Source organism: Phycisphaerales bacterium (assembly GCA_016716475.1).
GTDB lineage: Bacteria > Planctomycetota > Phycisphaerae > UBA1845 > Fen-1342 > JADJWG01.
On sequence record JADJWG010000001.1, the window covers coordinates 698,712 to 717,204 of the forward strand.

At 66.9% G+C, this 18,493-nt stretch carries 7 protein-coding genes; 4 read left to right on the forward strand and 3 right to left on the reverse strand.

All coding sequences use genetic code 11. The annotated features are described in order from the left end of the window. The first annotated feature begins 77 nt into the window (after positions 1-77). The 4 genes from secG (at position 78) to IPM18_02990 (ending at position 3,442) form a co-directional block, all read left to right on the forward strand. Positions 78-605: a preprotein translocase subunit SecG gene (secG, locus tag IPM18_02975; protein ID MBK9118553.1), complete on the forward strand. Its 528-nt coding sequence runs from the start codon at positions 78-80 to the stop codon at positions 603-605. Positions 606-641: 36 nt separating this feature from the next. Next, positions 642-1,523: a YicC family protein gene (locus IPM18_02980; GenBank protein ID MBK9118554.1), complete on the forward strand. Its 882-nt coding sequence runs from the start codon at positions 642-644 to the stop codon at positions 1,521-1,523. 180 nt (positions 1,524-1,703) lie between these two features. Then, positions 1,704-2,510: a TatD family hydrolase gene (locus IPM18_02985; GenBank protein MBK9118555.1), complete on the forward strand. Its 807-nt coding sequence runs from the start codon at positions 1,704-1,706 to the stop codon at positions 2,508-2,510. Then, positions 2,507-3,442, forward strand: coding sequence for an SDR family oxidoreductase (locus IPM18_02990; protein MBK9118556.1), 936 nt, complete (start codon positions 2,507-2,509; stop codon positions 3,440-3,442). Before IPM18_02985 ends, IPM18_02990 begins: the two co-directional genes overlap by 4 nt. 167 nt (positions 3,443-3,609) lie before the next feature. On the opposite strand, the gene IPM18_02995 is transcribed toward IPM18_02990, so the two are convergent. From IPM18_02995 to IPM18_03005, 3 genes are all read right to left on the reverse strand, one after another. Beyond that, positions 3,610-4,119: a hypothetical protein gene (locus tag IPM18_02995; protein MBK9118557.1), complete on the reverse strand. Its 510-nt coding sequence runs from the start codon at positions 4,117-4,119 to the stop codon at positions 3,610-3,612. Then, entirely contained in the window at positions 4,116-4,622 is a 507-nt protein-coding gene (locus tag IPM18_03000; GenBank protein ID MBK9118558.1) for a hypothetical protein, read from the reverse strand. Before IPM18_03000 ends, IPM18_02995 begins: the two co-directional genes overlap by 4 nt. A gap of 227 nt (positions 4,623-4,849) precedes the next feature. Further along, on the reverse strand, positions 4,850-18,175 hold the full coding sequence (locus tag IPM18_03005) for a hypothetical protein (GenBank protein ID MBK9118559.1): 13,326 nt from the start codon (positions 18,173-18,175) through the stop codon (positions 4,850-4,852). Positions 18,176-18,493 lie beyond the last annotated feature (318 nt).

The window sequence follows — 18,493 nt, forward strand, 5'->3', positions numbered from 1 at the left end:
CTGCGACGTTCGGAATCCGGGTGCCGAGGGCACCGCGCTCAAAGATATTCACGAAGCGACCCCACACGAGGCCGAGCATGATCCTCGCGGTTCAGTGGTATCACACCCTGCTGGCGTTTCTCTTCGTCATCATGGCCGTCCTGCTGATGCTGGTGATCCTGCTTCAGCGGGGCAAGGGCGTCGGCCTGGCCGGCGCGTTCGGCGGGGCTGCCACTACGGCCGCCTTCGGCTCGAAAACCGGTGACGTGCTCACCTGGATCACAGTCGTGGGCGCGGGCATACTCCTGCTCTACACCATCATCCTCACGTTTGTATTCGGTCCACTCGGTCCGGGACTAGGGACAACCGGACCCACCGATCCCGCCGCCCCACTGGTCTTGCCGACCAACGGGGAAGAAGCCGCCCCGATCGAAGTCACTCCGCTGACGCGCCCGCCGGCGCCGCCCGCTGCCGAACCGGTAGTCGAAGAACCGGCGGCCGAGAGTGCCGACAATGTCGAACTGCCGGTGGAGACCCCGGCGCCAACTCCGGCTCCGGAAGCCACCCCCGCCGTGGCGCCCACGACAGATGCGCCCCCGGCCACCGAACCACCGCCTGCGGAATGAAGCGCCCCGGATCAGCCGGGCCGCACGGAGCCAACCATGATCCACTCGATGACCGGCTTCGGTGATGCCGAAGTCGAGGTCGGGGGCCAGGTTCTGCATGTCGAGATTCGCACCTTCAACCAGCGCTATCTAAAAACGTCCATTCACCTCCCCGACGAGTTCGGGTTTCTCGAAAACGATGTCGATCGCCTTCTGCGAGAGCACCTGACACGTGGCAGCGTGACCCTGCGGCTGTTTGTCCGCAGTACGGGCGAACTCGCCGCAGCGCCGTTGAACTCCGCCGCGGTGACGGCCTACGTGCGACAACTCCGCGCGCTGGCCGGCGACGACCCCCGCTGCACGATTGACCTCGCGACCCTGTTGACGCTGCCGGGCGTGTGCCAGCCCAGCGAACTGGCGCAAGAAGATCGCGAATTGCGATGGCAACAGTTGCGCACTGTGGTAGGGGCGGCCTTGGAGCGACTGATCGCCATGCGTGCCGCCGAGGGGCAGGCACTGGGCGCGGACCTACGGGTGCACTGCGGCATCATCCGCGGCGCGCTGGAGCGCGTCCGCACACGTTCGCCACATGTGATCGAGGAATACCGCGATCGGCTACGGACCCGTGTGCAGCAGTTGCTGGCAGGCAGTGGCGTGCAGCTCGGGGCGGAAGATCTGTTGAAAGAAGTCTCGATCTATGCGGAACGCAGCGATATCAGTGAAGAAATCAGCCGCCTCGCTGCCCACCTTGACCAGTTCGACGGCTTACTGATCAGCCGCGAACCGGCCGGTCGCAAGCTGGAGTTCATTGCCCAGGAGATGTTGCGCGAAGCGAACACGATGGGCTCCAAGACCGGTGACGCCGCCATCAGCCGCGAGATCATCGAGATCAAGAGCGCGGTCGATCGAATCAAGGAGCAGGTCGCGAACGCGGAGTAGGAATCAGGGTACGGGATCAGGGCGCGGCGATGCGGGTTGTGGACCAGGGGGCATGGGGCCGCGGCCACCAACCCAATATCCACCCGCTCCGCTCGCACCCGGCGCAACGCGGCCCTGTGTGCTTTACGCGCTCTGAAGCCCCCCCTACCCTGATCCGCGGGCCGTTGGACGGATGCTCGGATGTTGATCGACACACACTGCCATCTCACCTCACCAGAACTGCTCACGCAGGTCGACGACGTGCTGGCGGCCGCACGGGTGGCTGGCGTCACGCGCTTGATTCTCGTGGCTACCAACCCCACCGATGCGCACACGGCCGCCACCTTGCTGGTCGGACGGAGCGGGCTGTACATGGCCGCCGGAATCCATCCGCACGAGGCCGCAACCGCCGATTCCGAGCGGCTCGCGGCGCTGGCTTCCGTGCTGCGCGGTCATGGTCTGGCCGAGGAAATACGGCCGCGCCTCGTCGCCCTGGGTGAAACGGGGCTCGATTTTCATTACGACTTTGCACCGCGCGCCACCCAGGAGCAGGTGTTTGAACTGCACCTGGCACTCGCAGAGGAACTTCGCCTTCCGGTCATCATCCACGCGCGCAAATCGGAAGAACGCGTCTGCGAGATTCTGGCAGGGCACCCCGCACTGCACGGCCGCGTCGTGTTTCACTGTTTCAGTGGTGGGCCGGAATTGGCACGGCGCGTACTCGACCTCGGCTGCGTCTGCTCGTTTACGGGTGTCGTCACGTTCAAGAAGGCGGCCGAGATCCAGGCCGCCGCCCGGTATGTGCCCGCCGATCGCCTGATGATCGAGACGGACGCCCCCTACATGTCCCCTGAGCCGCACCGCAGCATCCGGCCGAACGTACCTGCATTACTGGTGCATACTGCGCAGTTCCTTGCGAAACTGCGCGGCGAACGTTATGAGGACTTCGCAGCGGCAACCACCGCCAACGCGATCCGTTTCTTCAACCTGACAAAGGATGCAGCATGAGCCTCAGTCTCGTGACCGGCGGCGCCGGCTTCATCGGCAGCCACATCGTTCGGCGCCTGCTCGAGTTTGGCCGGCCCGTGCGGGTGCTCGACAATTTCAGCACGGGCAAGCGAGAGAACCTCGCCGAAGTCGCCAACCGCATCGAGCTGGTCGACGGCGATATCTGCGACGAGCGCACCGTGCAGCAGGCCATGCGCGGCGTCGACGTTGTCTTCCACCTCGCGGCCCGCGCGAGCGTGCCGCGCAGCGTCGCTGAACCGCGCCCCGCCAACGACATCAACGTCACCGGCACGCTCAACCTGCTGATCTCCGCGAAGGAGGCCGGTGTGCGGCGGCTGGTCTATTCGGCCAGCAGCAGCGCCTACGGCGACACACCCGTGATGCCGAAGACCGTGGACATGCGGCCCATGCCCCTCAGCCCTTACGCCGTGAGCAAGCTCGCCGCCGAATTGTACTGCTCATGCTGGTCGCATGTGTACGGCCTGCAAACCATCTCCCTGCGCTACTTCAACGTGTTCGGGCCCAGACAGGACCCGTTCGGCGCTTACGCCGCCGTGATCCCGGCATTCGTCAGCCGCATGCTGAAGGGCGAGCGTCCGGAGATCTACGGCGACGGCGAGCAGTCCCGGGACTTCTGCTACGTCGAGAACGTGGTGAACGCGAACCTGCTGGCGGCGGATGCTCAGGCGACACACGGGGAAGTCGTGAACGTGGCGTGCGGCGACCGAACGACCCTCAACGAGATCGCCAGGGACATCAACCGACTGCTGGGCACGAATCTGGAGCCGATCTACAAGGATCCGCGGCCGGGTGACGTGCGCCACAGTCTGGCAGACGTAGCGTATACGAAGCAGGTCATCGGTTATGAACCGAAGATCTTCTTCGCGGAGGGTCTAGAGCGCTCGATCGACTGGTACAAGGCGAACCTCTAGCAGATGCGCCAGCGGGGAAAGACGACTGCGTGAGAATGCGCGGACCCCGGATCGACGCCCGCAAACGGGGGGGGCCGGCCGGTGGAGTTGCGCAGTTCGGTATGGTTGGGGCTCGCTTCCGGCCTCCGCTGGCTGCAGCGTTCATCCCCCGCCATCCGCAGTGCTGCTCAGTGCCAACGCGCGTACGATCCTCGCCGGCTGCGCCAGCGGGCCATGGCGGGCAACGCCAGCACCAGGGCCGCCACCAGCGCCGCCGTCGCCGCGCTCAACACCGATTGCTCCAGCATGCGCCAGGCCGTCAACCCCGCAAGCCCCTGGTAGACGCGCTCATGGATGCGTACCAGCAGCAGCGCTGGAAACGCAACCACGAACGCGGCGAGCCAACGCACCCACCACACTTCACGATTGACCTGCTCGCGCAACAGCGTCAGGACATACAGCGCAAGCCCGAAAGCGAACGCATGCAGCCCCAGGGGTCCGACGCTCTGGAAGTCGGCTGCGAGTCCGGTTAACCACCCGGCGAGGCGTGCTTCCACCGTCGGCGCTGCCAGACCGACAACCAGCGCCAGCATCAGCAACAGGTCGACCCACGAGCCGCATCGCAGCCAGCCGACCAGGGTGGCTTGCAGAATATAGGCCGCGAGCAGGGCGAATCCGAACGGCCACCACGGCATCATCGGGGGGGGGCCTCCGACCGTGACGTCGAACCAGGTGCCGGGTCTCCGGGGGCCGGCCGCGCGCGCCGGGCGCGATCCGCACGCTCCGCCGGCGAACCGATTGCGGGCAGAGGAACGCGCAGGCGACTGCCCGAACGCAGGACACGTTGGCCATCACGTCGCTCGTAACTGTAAACGAGCTGGAGCTCCTCGCCATCCAGGATCATCTCGTTCGGCCAGGCAAACAGGAAACCGTACGAGTCACCCATCACGGCGCGTGTCCGCACTCGAAATCCGGCTGCAGCGCGCCAGTCGAAACGCCACTCATGTGCGATCTCAGGTGCGATTGTTCCATCGGGCTGCGGGCGAAATACGCGGAGTTGCACCGCAATTGGTCCGCCGACGAATTCACCCTTTCCGCTGGCCGCACTCACGAAGTACAGCAGGACCTTCAGTCCCCGTACGCGCCCATCGTCGCCCATGATCCACGGCGGACTCTGCGGGATCTGCACGATTTCGGTCACGTCGTCGCGCAGGCCCGCCGGCCAAGCAGTCCCGTGTAACTCCGACCCGCCCCCCGGAGTGGCCGGATCGCCCGTTTGGCACCCGCAGAGCACCCCCAGCAGCAGCGCCGCCGTACCCGCGCAACACCGAACCGCTCGTGAAGCCCGCCTGTCATTCCGGCCTGTCGTGATCCACCTCGCTTCTTGGGGGTGCGAGCACACCGGCGCACACCAGGCCCGACCGGGCCTCATTTCGACGCTGACGCCGCGGGTGGCACGACCACCGGCCGCGCTCCGTTCAGCAGACTCACCGGTACGTCGTACGAGCCCGGCTCCGGCTCCCGCGTTGGCGTCGCCGGACGCAGCGCCGGACGCAACGGGCCGTACTCCTCCCGGTCGGCCTCGAGTGGCGGTGGCGTGGCCATCGGAGCGAAGGTCCCGGCCTCGCCGTTGCGCTGCCGGGCCATGATTTCGTCGAGCTTCTCCGGATCGACGCGGAGTCCTTCCATCAGATCGCTCGTCAGCACTTCGCCCGGTATGACCGCGAGGCGATCGCGCTCCTGCGCTGACACGCGGCGGTAATCCTCTGGTGTACGGATGACGCGCGGCGTGAGCACCACAAGCAGTTCCGTTCGCTTCTGCTGGTCGGTTTGAGTGCGGAACAGCATGCCGAGCAGCGGGAAATCTCCCACCAGCGGGATTTTCTGCTCGTTGTTCTGCTGCCGCTGGGTAATCAGACCACCGAGCACCACCGTCTCGCCGTCGCGCACCACGACCCGCGACTCGGCTTCGCGCCGCAGGAACACCGGCGCAGTAAGTCCCGGTCCGACCGCCACGGTTGAATCCGTGAAGTCGGAAACCTCCTGCCGGATCTCCATCTGCACAAAACCGTCCGGATTGATCTGTGGCGTGACTTCGAGCCGAATACCGACGCGCTCACGGCCGACGGTCGTCACGAGCTGCCCCGTGGAGGTCGTCGATGACCCTGTCGGGTAGGGCACGTCATCCTCGACTGCGATCAGCGCCTGCTGGTTGTTCAACGCCACGATCTGCGGCCGGCTGAGTACTTGCAGGTTGCCTTCTGATTGCAGGGTCCGGAACAGGAAGTTGAAATCCGCACCGGTGATTGTGAAGCTGAACCCACCCAAACCGCTGCCGGCCGCACCGAGGTCCGTCCCCAGCACGTAGTCGAACGTGGTCGTGTCCTGGGGACCGGCCTTGGCCCACTGCAGATCCTGGAAGGCGAATTCGACGCCGAGTTCGAGCGTGTTGTCCATGCTCACTTCGAGGATGAGCACCTGGATCATGACCTGCGGCTGCACCTGGTCGAGGGCATCCACGACCTTCATGATCTTGCTGCGCATGCGCGGGTTGAACGTCAGGATCACGCGGTTGGCGTCCTCGTTCGCAATCGCACCCACCTCGATCGCATCCAGCACGCCGGCCGAGATATCCTGCCCGCGAGCTTCCAGCCGCTGCCGCTCTTCCTGGCTCCACTGCGAAATCGACTCGGCCAATACGGTCGCCTGGAGGTTGCGCGGCGAATAGATCTCCGCCTCGCGCTCGTCGATCTCGCGCCGGTCGAGCTCCTCGACCAGTTCCTCGACCAGGTCGAGGTAGCCGGGTGTGCCGGCCGCGATCAGCGAGTTCGTCCGCTTGTCGACGGTGAACGCAACCTCCTGTCGCCCACCGGTCGCTTCACCCAGCACCAGCACGCGCTCCGTGTCGGTGGCCCCGGCTGTCGTACCGGTCGTCCGCCGCTGGAACAACTCCTGCAGCATCGTGACCATCTGCTCCGCGTCGGAATTGATCAACCGCATGACGCGCAGCTTGGCATCCTCGGGCGGTACGTCCACCTGCCGTACGAGCGCTTCCATCAGGCCCATGCTCTCGACCGGGGCGGTCACGATCAGCGAGTTCGTCCGCACGTCCGCGATGACCTGGATATCCCGCCGCATGGCGCGGAGTGTCTCGATCGAGCGGGCGTCCGACTGCTGCTGGAAGACCAGCATGACGCGCTTGTCGGCCTCGGTCTGCGTCGTGCCTCCTGCTCCGGTGCCGCCGCCAACCGTGCCGCCACGCAGTTCAAGGATGCGGTTCAACAGTTCGCCCGCATCCTCCGCGTTCGCCTGCAGGAGCTTGAAGAAGCGCACCTGGTTGCCGTCCACGGCTTCGACGCTGTCGATTTCACGGACGAATTTCTCGATCTCCCCGAGCAACGCGGGCGGACCGAAGGCAATGACCGAGTTGGTGGCTTCGTCATGCCGTACGTTCAGGTCGATCTGTCCCGTGGTCGCGTCGCCGCTGCGGGCTGCGAACAACTCCGTCGCCATCTGGCTGACCCGCTCCGCCCGGGCCCGCCCGAGCGGAATCACCGCGAGTTGCTGCCCGATGCGGCTGGGCTCGTCCATGATTTCAACCCAGCGCGTGATCAGGGCCATGTCCTCGCGCGCCGCCGCAATCAGCAGCGTGTCGGTCACCGGGTCGGCCGTGATGTGAATCGGCGTGCCCTTCAGCCGCGACTCCTGCTGCGTCAGCACGTTGCTCACCATGTCCCGCAGGAGCGCGGAGATATGGCCCGCAGCCGCAAAACGCAGCCGGATGGCCTGGAAGACGAGGCCGCCGTCGAACTCCTGGTCGAGGTCGTCGATCAGCTTACCGGCTTCTTCGAGATAGTCGCGCGTACCGGTCAGCAGCAGCGCGTTGCTGCGCGCGTCCGCGATGATCGTGAGCGTATCCGTGCTGCGGTTGTTCGTGCTCCGTTCGGCCTCACGCTTGGCGTTGAAGACTTCCTCGATCATGGCCTGCAACTTGCCGGCATCGGCATAAGTCAGCCGCCGGTAACGCAGATCGACAACCGAGTACGGCGCCGCCTGATCGAGCTCCAGCACCAGCTTCTCCACCATCGCGAAAGTGTCGTCCGCCGCGATGACGATGAGCTGGTTGGAGCGCTCGTCGGCCTGGATGATGGCGCTGTCCCGGGCCGTATTCGCGTCCGCGCCAAACGCCCGCAACCGGTCCGCCAGCAGCGTGTCGAGCTTCTCCTTGAGCTGGGCCGCCTGGGTGTGGCGCAACCCTACCAGGTGCGCCTGCACTCCCAGGTCGCCCGCCGGCCGATCCAGTTCCGCGATCAGGCCACCCGCCAGCAGCACCGCATCCGACCGGCCGACAATCACCACCGCATTGCTGCGGGCGTCGTGCTGGACCGAGAGCGGATAGGGCAGTCCGCCGGCCACGCCCTCGGGCAGCGGCGGCAGCTTCCCGGCTTCGAGCCCCGTTCCGGTTCCCTCGCTCGGCCGTCGCAGCGGTGCCTTGTCGGCGAAAATGTCCCGCACGAGCTGCGCCACCCGCTCCGCACCAGCATGTTTCAGCACGAACACCTTCACGTCCGTATCCGCACCCACCGGCAGCGTGTCGAACACGCGCACGATCTCGATCAGCGCCTCGTTGTTTTTCGGCGTCGAGAAGATCAGCAGCGAGTTCGTGCCCTCCTCCGCGATGATGCGGATCGGTCGCTGCAGGTCGAGCGCGGGCAATTCCCGGCCGTCCGGCAGCCGCAACCGCAGCGTGCGGACGAAGTCGCGACCCGGCTGCGCCGCTGTCAGGGCGGCACGCGCCGCTTCCTGTTGCTCGTTGATCATGTCGGTGAGCACGGTCGCAATCCGCGTCGCCTGGGCATTCTCGACCGGCACCAGAATCACGTCGGCCTGCACGAAGCTCGGGGCATCATCCGCGGCGTCCACCTCGATGTCGATCATCTGGATCATCCGCTCGATGTCGTGCACGTCCTTCGGCGTACCGATGATGAACACGCTGTTGCTGATGTCGAAGGCCGAGATCGAGGCCTGTGCATCCGCCGGCACCTGCCGCAGCCGGTTCAACTCCTCGATCCGCGGCCGCAGCAGTGCAACCGCCTGCGAAGCCCGCGTGTGCTGCAACGTGACGGCCCGGAAGTCGGTCCCGAGCCCCTCATCGCGCGGCACATCCAGCCGCTCAATCAGCTCCGCAATCATGTCCATCAGCTCTTCCGAGGCCGCCACGATCAGCGAGTTGCTGCGGGCCTCGATGTTGATGCTGAAACGGTCCTGCGGGCCCGGCGACTCCGTCCGGATGCTCGTCATCGCCTGCACGGCCTGCTCGATCACCGGTCCGAGCGCAACCGCCTTCGCCTCGCGCAGTACAAATACTTCGATAATCGCCGGGGAGCGCGTCGCCTCCATCATCGCGAGAATCTGCTTGATGAACTCGATGTCCTCGGCATCCCCCGTGATCACCAGCCGCTTGCTGTCGATCGCCGTCGCGCTGACGTCACTCTTCAACGCGCCGCTCACACCCGACAGGCCGGTGATGACCTGGTCGAGCACGGCCGGATCCTGGCCGCCCCCCGCCGGCAGCCGCACCCGCCCGGTCGGCTGCGTCGCGACCTGGTCGTCTCCCGCGGCCACTTCCTCGGTGAACAGCACGCCAGTGAACAGCGGTGTGATCGGCAGCGCCGCGATGTAGGTCTCCATCCAGCCCGGCGTCTCGACGCCCGGCACGATCGTTGGCAGGCGCGAACCCCGCACCGGCCGCCCATCGCCCCGACCACCTCCACCGCCACCCGTGCCGCGCTGGAAGTTACCCGTCGGTCGAATCGCTCCCGGCCGCGGGGTCGTTCCCGTGCCCGTGCGGATTCCGCCCGGCCGCGCCGGGGTCGTACTGCCGCGTCGCTGCGCCTGCAACTCGTTGATGATCCGCTGCGCTTCATCCGCCGAAAGGCGATCCAACTCCAGAATCGTCGTCGTCTGGGTATAGGTGCCGATGTCGCCAAGCTGCCGCACGATCCCCTCGACCACCGGATAGAGCGACGGATCGCACGACACGATCAGACTGTTGGTAAAGGCATCCGTCCCGATCGTGATCGCCCGCGGCGGGCGCCCCGTGCTCGCGAACTGGGCCTGTTCGGCCTGGGTGATGATGCGCTCCACCTCCGGGCCGAGCACCAGCGCGTCCTGGCTCCGCGGCACCTGGATGACACGGACCGGTTCGAGCTGGAACTGCGTGCTGTCGAACTCGGCCACCAGCTTACGCACATCCTCGATCTGACGACGCGTGCCCTGCACAATCAGCACACCCTCCGCATCGTTCGGCACGATCTTCGGACCGGCCGCGTCCATGTTTGCGCCGGCCGGCCGCCCCGTCCGCCCGGTGCCGGTCGCGGCGGCCCGCACTTCGACGAACTGCCAGATGAAGCCCACGATCTGCGTCGGCGGCACGTTCGTGACCGGAATCGATGCGATCTGGATGCGGCCGCCGATGCTGCCCTCGTAACGCTCGATGACCGTCTGCGCCACGAAGTCCACATCCTCCTGCCGCCCAAACACCAGCACGGCGTTCGTCACCGGATCCGCTACCGCGGTCACCTGGAGATCACGTCCGCCCGCACCGCGCGCCACGCCACGCCCGCCGGACCCCGTGCTGCCACCGGCCGCGAGCGCATTGATGGCCTCGGCCACAACCTGCGCATCGGCTTCGTCGAGCACGAAGGTCTCGAAGCGCGGCTTCTGGTCAGCCGGGGTGGGGACATCGATCGCCTGGATCACCGTGCCCACGAAGGCGAACGTGCGGTCCGATCCGACCACCGAGACGCTGTTCGTGCGCGGGTCAGGCATCACCGTGAACGCATCAAAGTCGGTTTCCTGACCGGTGAGCCGGGCAAGCTGCAAGTATTCCTGCATGGCCGACTTCACCGACTCGACCACCGAAGTCGCGTCCGCGTAGCGCAACTGGTAGCGTTCCAGCTTCAAATCCTGCGAAGGGGAATCGAGTGTCGGCAGCAGCTCCACGATCTGCGCGTAGATCTCGTCCGGCGCCCGCACCAGCAGTTTCTTCGCCGCCTTGTCCCCGTAGATCAGGATGCGCCCGCCGGCCGTCGCCGCACCCCGCCCGCGCGGCCGCGCCGCGCCCGCCCCGGCCGCATCGCCGAAGAACGTGCTCAGCTTTGCCGCAACTTCCTCGGGATTAGCATGCACGATGTCCAGCTCGCGAATGGCCTGCTGCTGCAGCTTGTCGAGCGCCTCCACCTTCGTGAAGATCTCGTCGAGCTTGTCCAGCGGGGCATAGACCAGCAGCGTATTGGTGGCCGGCTCTGCCAGGATGCGTACTTCGCCTACGCCCGGCGCCCCCCGGCCCGCCCGCGCCGCGTACAGCGGTTCCAGCACCGCCGCGATCGCCGCCGCATCCCCCCATTGGCATACGTACAACTGCGCATCGGCCACATTGCCCGCAATGTCCAGCACGTCGATCTGCCGCCGCACCGCCTCCTCGTCCTTCGCCTGGGCGGAGAAGATCACCGTGTTGTTCCGCGGATCACCGGAGATCGTGACCGGGCCGAGAGCCGCCGGCGACATGCCGCGACCACGACCGGCCGCCGAAGCGGCCCCGCTGAAGACCTCCTGCAACAGCGGCAGGATGTCCAACACCTTCGCGTTGGCCAGCGGGTGGTGGTAGATGCCCATCACTTCGCGACCTTCGAGCGCCTCCAGTTCCGTAATGACGCGTTCAATCAGGGACATCACCTCCGGCGGCGCAGACACAAGCAGCGAGTTCGTCGTCGAATTCGGAACAATCTCCACCCGCTCCACCTTCGCACCGCCCTCCACTCCGGCCACCGACACCATCTGCTGCTGCAACATCTCCACCAGCTGCTGCTGCGGATTGCGGGCCGCCGCGCCCGGTGCGGCCGTGCGCCGCTGCCGCACCTTCGAGATGCCCAGCACGTCGCTGATGCCCGCGGCCGCTTCGTCGGCCACCAGGTTGCGCAACTGGAAGACGCGGATCTGCACCTCGCCCGGCGGGATGTCGAGTTCACGCAGCAACTGCCGGATCTCCGGCAACAGCGACGCTTCGCACTTGATGATCAGGTAGTTGTGGCTCGGATCGGTGGCGATCCGCATCGGCGTGGCCGTCGCGCGCCCACCCTGCTGCGGCGCCTGGGGGCCGCCGAACATGCGCTGCATCTGCTCCATCAGGTTCTGCTGATCGTCACGCTGCCCTTCACGACCCGGCTGCTGTTGTGGCCGCTGCTGCTGGGGCTGCTGCGGAACGGCCATGCGCGTCTGCCGCACGTCAAACATCATGGTGAGGATTTCCGCCGCGGCGTTCACATCACCAAAGCGGAAGCGGAAGATGCGGATGACTTCGCCCGTCGCCAGGTCCTCGGTGATCGTGTTGATCGCATCGACCACGTCCTCGACGTTCTCGCGCGGCCCCGTAATGATCAACGAGCCATCCGGCTGCTCCACCACCCGCACCGGCTCGCGCTCCACCGCCTTCGTCGTTGTACTTCCTGTGGCCGGCGGCTCCGCGGCGGCGGGGCGCGCCGTCCGGGGCGCTACCGGGACCCCGTCGTCCTCCTCGGCGTACGCCGCGAGCCGCACCACCCCCTCCGACACCGTGCGCCGCAGCACAGGCACGTCCGTTGCGCGCGCCCCAACCAGGCGGCTTTCCACCCGCGCCGCGGGTGCTTCAAGCTCCCTAACCAGTTCGGTCGCCAAACTCCCGGAAAGGGCCAGGGCCACCCGCGGCGCCGTGCGCGCGGCACTGCCGCCGCGATCGGCCGCCGGCCGTTCCCGCTCGCGTTCCTGCGGAGCCGGGGAGGGCGCGGGTGCCGTTCGTGCAGGCGGCGCCGACTCGCGGCGCGCCGGCGGCGCCGGCGGCGCTTCGCGGTTCTGGCCCTGTCCCTCGCGCTCGCGATACCCCGGTGGATACTCGCCTTCCGGCCAGATGTCCTCGACGATCGTGTCGATCTGCCGCGGGACATCCAACCGCTGGAACTCCACGGTTTCACCCCGCAGCCGCAGGTACTCGATCAGTTCGGCCGCCTCGCGGTTCGGCCGCAGCGTGACGATCTTCCGCTCCTGCCGCGTGCGACTCTCGAACTCCCGGATGACCGCCTCGATCCGCTCGAACTCCTCCGGCCGGCATTTCACGATGATGTACTCGCCGTACCAGTCGGACTCGATGCTCGGGCCGCCCGCCGACTCCGGCGGGAACATCTGCCGTGCGTCCCAGGCGATGTCGCTCGCCCGGCCGCGCTTGATGTCGACAAACTGCACGATGCGGCCACCGGGCAGCGCGAGCGGGTCTTCGCCCTCGCCGTAGGGGCTGACGTCGACCAGCTCGATGAGGGCCTGCACCTCGCGCATGAGTCGGCGCGTCGCGTTCACAAACACGCGGTTGTCGTAGTCGCTGACGCTCACGGTCACGCGATCGACGGTGCCACGCCCCGTCAGCGGGTACACCTCTTCGATCACCGTTCGGATTCGATCCGGAGAGACGTACTTCGGCGCGAACGCGCGCAGCTCCGGCGCGTTCGACATGGTGCCCTCGAGCTGGGCGACGAGCTGCTCCGCCTCGGCCACATCCTTCGGCAAGCCGCGGATGATCAGCGCACCGCTGGCCTGCACTGGCGCGACTCGCAGCGTGGCCGCCTGCCCGGTTTGGCCCAGCCCCTGGGTCAGGGCCTGCGCCAGGGCGTTGGCGTCGCTCGTGACGAGCGAGACAATGTGCGTCACTTCACCACCGCTACCTTCAACATCCACCATTGCGATCAGCTGCGCCGCCATTTCCTGGTAATCTTCCGGTGCATACACGAACAGCCGGTTTACGCCCCCGGGGTGGAAGAAGACACCGGTCTGCACCGTCGATTGCCGGGCCCCCTCGCGCTCGACCACCTTGGCCTTCAACATCTGGTCGACGTTCTGCGCGATCTGCTCGGCGCGCATGTTCACGAGGTCGTACGCCCGCACGTCGGACCGCCGCGGCCCCTTGCCCTCCAGCTCGTTGATCAGCGACTCGACAAAGGGCATCGTCGCGGCCGGCGCCAGCACCACCAGCGTGTTCGTCATCGGCTCGGCGAACGCGCCCGGCTTGAGGTCGCCTTTGCGCATGTTCGCGCCGGCATCCCGCAGGAAGCCCGCCACCGCGATTTGCACCTGCACGGCGCTGAGCGTCTTGAGCGTGAAGGTGCGCACCTGCACACCCTCGGGGCTCGGCCGGTCGAGCTCGTCGATCAGCTCCATGATCTGGTCGAACTGCTTCTTCGGCGCCGAAATCACCAGCGCGCCGTTCGAGACCGACGCCTGCGCCATGGACTGCTCGCCCTGCCCGGGGCGCCGCGGTCCACTGCGGCCGTACATCTGGTTGATGGTGGCAGCGATTTCGTCGGGGGCGGCGTGTCGCAGGTCCACGACGCGCGGCTCACTGCCTTGTGCCAGGCCGATCGCGTCCAACTGTGCGATCATTTCCGCGATCTTCGGCAGTTCCTCCTCCGGGGCCTGTACGACGAGCGCCTGCCCGCCGATGACGTTGAACGACATGTCGGCGAGGCGGTTCGCCTGGCCACGCTTGGGCGCAAACGTCGCGTTCAGAATCGGCAGGACTTCCCACGGGTTGGCATTGCGCAACTCGTAGATGACCGGCTCGCTCACGCGCACCACGGCCTGCGAGTCGAGCTCGCGCGACCAGCGCTCAATTTCCTCGAAGTCGCTGCGGTCACCATTCACGATCAGGGAATTGGTCATCGGCTCGGCCGCGATGCTCAGGTCGCGCTTCTGCCGGATGCGCTCGCGCAGCAGGTTCTGAAGAATACCCGCCACCGCGGTCGCGTCGGCGTTCTCCAGCGCAATCAGCTTCATACGGTCGGGGGTCGTCCCGACCTGGTCGAGTTGCGCGACCAGTTCCTCCGCCATCGGGATCACGAAAGCCGGCGCCGTGACCACCATCTGGTTCTGCCGGGTGTCGGGCTGGATCTGGATGCGCTCCACGACCTGGCGGCCGCGCATGCCCGCCACGCGCACGCTCAGGATGGCCCGCACCTGGTCGGCGACATAGGTCACCTCGGCGTTCTTCACGGCGATGAACTTCTGCTCGAGCCGCTGGTCCTGCGTCTCGATTTCGAACTTCGTCACCAGCTCATTGATCCGTTCATACATGTCCTTGGGCGCATTGATGATGAGGATTTCCGTGGATTCATCGTGCTGAAACGAAGGCACGAGCCGGTCCGGCCGCGGCGGATCCGCGCGGAAGGTCTGCGTCAGACTGTTGGCGAGCGCCCGCAGGTCGAGCCCCGACAGCTTCCGTGCTTCGGTCTGCATGATCGAGATCGGCGGCCCGCCCGGTTCGACGTCGAAGTTGTCGAGCAGCGTCATGCCGTAGCGCACCGCGACCTCCGGACCGTTAATCACGACCCGGTTGGTGCGGGCGTCGGCCGTCACCTTGATGAGCTGGGCCGCACCCCGCCCGAGCTGCGTCTGCATGTAGTTGATGAGCTGTTCGCGCAGCCACTCCGAGGCATCGGTCGCCTGGGCATACTGCATTTGCCGGAACTCGACCAACGGAGCGACCCCGCGGGACGCCTCGGCGGATTCCTCGATCAACCGCTCCGCCTCCGACAGCGCATCACGCGTGCAGGTCAGCAGGATGGTCTCGCTGCTCGGGTCGGCGTCGAAGATTGCGCTCATGTTCCGCTTCTCGCGGAACGCCGTCTGCAGGCGCCGCGCGATCGCCGTCACGTCCGCGCCCGGCAGCTTGATCGTCTTGATGACGATTTCGTTCCCCTGGGGATCATCCAATTCCGCGATGAATGCTTCGATCTGCGCGAGCTTCTCCCGCGGCGCCTCGACAATCACGCGCGCATTGGCTGCCACCGCCCGCACCTGACCGCCCATGCCGGGCCGGCCCGAGCGCCCGCCGCCGGCGCCGAACAGCGCCTGCACCGCGTTCGCCACTTCACGGGCATCCGCAAACTTCAGATCAAAGAACCGCTGCTCCGGCGACGACCGACCAACCTCCTCGTCGATCCGCTGCGCCAGGTCCATGATCTTCTCGAGGTCAGCGGCCTCGGCCTGCACGATCAGCGCGTTGGTCACCGGCTCCGCCTGGATGATCGGGCCGCGACCGGGCGCGCCCCGCGCCCCGCGCTGGGCAAAGTGCTGCGCCACCTGCTGCGCCACCTGTTGCGCATCCGCGTGTGCGAGCGGCAGAATCTCGATCCGGTCGGCCGCATCGTCCACGTCCAGCACCTCGAGCAGCGCCGCGATTTCCTGCTGCGCCGGCTCGACCGCCTGCACCATGATCCGGGTGCCCTCCGCCTGGATCGCCACCGCCGAGCGCCCCAACACCGGGTGGTCAAAGAAGCGGTAGAAGTTGGTCAGCGTCTGGGCGATCGTGCTCGCGTTGCCCCGCAGCACCTCGTAGGTCTCCAACCGCGGCGCGCTGCTCATCGCCCGCTCATCCCACATCGTGATGGTCTGCTCGATCTTCTCCCAGTCGACCGGCGTGCACAGCACGATCAAGACGCCCGCCTCGTCCAGCGGGATGACCTGGAAGTTTTCGCTGCCCCCGCCGGAGGCCTGCATCGGCATCGGCCGCCCCGGGAACCGCGGACCGCGCGGGGCCGCCACGCTCCCCCGCGCCCCGCTCGCCAGCAGCGCCTGCACCATCTGGGCTACCTGGCTCGGCCGCAGCCGCTCGAGCGTGACGACATAGCGCTCCAGCTCGGGTGACGCCACGTCCAACTGCACGATCAGCGCCTCGATCTGCTCCATCTGGTCCGGCTCAGCCACCACGTGCAGCACGCTCCGGGACCAGTCGGGGACGATCGAGGGGCGCCCGCGCGACACCGACTGCGTCATGCCGGCCACGATTTCCGTCAGCAGCGGCGCCAGCTCGGTGACGTTGGCCTGTTCGACCACGAACGTGCGGAAATTGTCGGTCTTCGCCTTGTCCAGGTCGCCGACCAGCTTTGCGACGCGTTCCTGTCCTTCATCATTGGCGTACACGATCAGCAGATTGCGGCGCGCATCCGCCACCATGCGGATCGTCTTCCGGGCTCGTTCGTAGATGCCCTCGGCCAGGATGTCCTCCGGCGACGGCCCCAGGTTCGGCTGCACCACCACGGGCTGGCCGGGCTGCACCGGCTGCCCCTGCTGCGCCGCCCGCGCACGGGCCTGCGCCGCCTGCTGCGCCTGAATGCGCCGCATCGCCTCCAACTGCCGCTGGGCCTGCCAGTTCGGTTGCGCGCCCTGGCCCTGTTCCTGCTGGAAGATCTGGTTCAGCAGCGTCGCGATCTCGGTCGCGTCAGCGTACTTGACTTCATGCACTTGCGTCCGGAACTCGCCGATGTCCGCCGGTTTGTCCAGTTCGCGGATCAGGTTCTCGATCTCGAGCAGCTTCGCCGGCGTCGCCTTCACAATGATCGAATTCGTGCGTTCATCCGAAACCATCAGCACATCTTCGGTCTCATCCGTCGCCGCCTGCGGCATCGGGCGCCGCGTGCGCGGATCAATCGCCATGCGCACCGTCGCCCGCGGTCGCAGTTGCAGGAACGCCCGCACGCGCTGCTCGATGTCGACGGCATTGGTCTTGATGTCAAAGAAGCGCAGTTGCCGGGGATCCCGTTCCGACAGGTCAATCAGATCCTTCAGGTAGAGGAACTTCCGCACGTCGCGCGCAATGGACGTGATGCGAATCTGGTTGCTCTCTGCCAACGCGTCGATGCGCGCATTGTCTGACAGTGCGGACTGGAACATGTCGACGTACTGTCCCGCCGAACGATCCTCAACCTGGTAAAACACCGTCACGTAGTCCATGTCGCGCGGATTGGCCCGGTGGAAGGCCGCGACCGAGGGGAACACCATGTCGAGCGGCACGTGCATGTGCATCTCGTTCACGGGCAGTACGCGGATGTGATACTGCTCCTCGACGAAGCGATACCCCTGCATCTGCATCAGCAGGTTGAGCTCGTCGACCGCTTCGTCCTTGGTGAAACTCCGGGGGCTGACGTAGGTCAGCTCGCCCCCGATAATCAGGTTGCCCGCATCCAGCAGCGGCTTGCCGATCTTCTCCGCGAACAGCCGCACCACCTCTTCCCACGGCATGCGATCGAACACGAACCACGTATCGCGCCCGTCCGCCGGCGCCTCTTCGACCGCACCGGCGCCACCCACGGTACCCATCGCATCTGTGCCACCGGGCGCCGTCGCCGCGACCGGCTCCACCGGCGTCGCGATCACCGTACCAGGCGCCAGCCCGCTCGCCCCGATACTCGGATCATTGGCCAGCCCCAGCGGCGGCCCGACGAAGTCCGCCGGCACATCGCTCACCGCCGTCTGCTGTTCCTGCAACCGCGCGGCGGCCACCCGGGCCCGCTCCTCCAGTTCCGCCAGATTCTGCGCTTCGGTCTGCGCTGGGGTGCCCTCGGCCTCCTGCTCGGCGGCCGCTTCCGGGTCGCTGCCCGGTGCTGGCTGGGTCGTCGGAGGGGGCTGCGCCTCGCGCGCTGCCGCCGCCGCCGCCACACGCGCGGCCTGTTCCTTCGCTTCCTGCTCGCGCTTGAATTGCGCTTCCATTTCGAGAAGCTGACGCCAGGCCTCCGCCTCCTGCGTCGTCGGTGGCGTCGGCTCCGCCGGCGGCGGGTTGCCATTACCACCCGGCTGCTGGGCCGTCGCCACAGTGCCCGCCAGGACGACCGCAGTCGCCACCACCATCGCGGCACCACGTCCCCACCACCGGCGCTGCGTGCTTCGCGTCATCATCACGAAATACCTCTCGAAACGCTGGTCGACCCGTACCGGCCCGACCCGGGACCTCGATCTGACCCTTGGGCGCCCCGCACCACCGCCCCGTGGGGCCGTGCTGCCGGGTCGCTCCGCCGGCATTGCGCTCCGCGCAGAACAAAGCGGCCCCCGGGCCGCCGGAGCGTCCGCTATTTATACCCGCGAACCCCCTCCGGGTGACAGCCATTTCGCCCAGTTCACCCCTCGGACTTCAGCAGCAAACCGGCCACCGGCGAGAGGTTACGTCCGTAACTTGGAGTTCTCCGCCGGCGCGCGGGCCGCCTCGCACCCCACCAC